The organism is Paraburkholderia sp. A1RI_3L (assembly GCF_048957895.1).
GTDB lineage: Bacteria > Pseudomonadota > Gammaproteobacteria > Burkholderiales > Burkholderiaceae > Paraburkholderia > Paraburkholderia kururiensis.
In genome coordinates, this window is the sequence record NZ_JARCHA010000084.1 from 1 (window position 1) to 413 (window position 413).

Below are 413 nucleotides of genomic sequence, written 5' to 3' on the forward strand. Positions count from 1 at the left end.
AGCAGCTTCGGGCGCGCGCAGGACGACGCCTGGATCGTGAACGACTACGTCCTTTCCATGGACGCCCTCAAGACGCTCGACCGCGACATCCAGCTGCGCAAACGGGTGGGTGATCCCTACGGAGACATCGTCAGTCGCTTTCCGCAGTTTGGCAGTACGGATGCCACCTACGAGAAATTCCTCGATTACTACCGGGACCGCATTGTGGCCGTGGTCCACGACAGCACGACCAGCATCACGACGCTCAGAACCTCCGCGTTCGACCCGCGTTCGGCGCGTGACATCAACGAACACCTGCTGACGATGAGCGAGGCGCTGGTCAACGAGCTGAACCGACGTGCCCGCCAGGACGAGATGCAGTATGCAGGCGCGATGGTCCAGGAAGCACAGGACCGGGTGAAGTCGGCCGCACT

At 62.2% G+C, this 413-nt stretch carries 1 pseudogene; it reads left to right on the forward strand.

Annotation, left to right across the window (positions count from 1 at the left end):
- Positions 1-413: pseudogene (locus PXJ20_RS33005) on the forward strand (hypothetical protein); the annotation flags it as partial.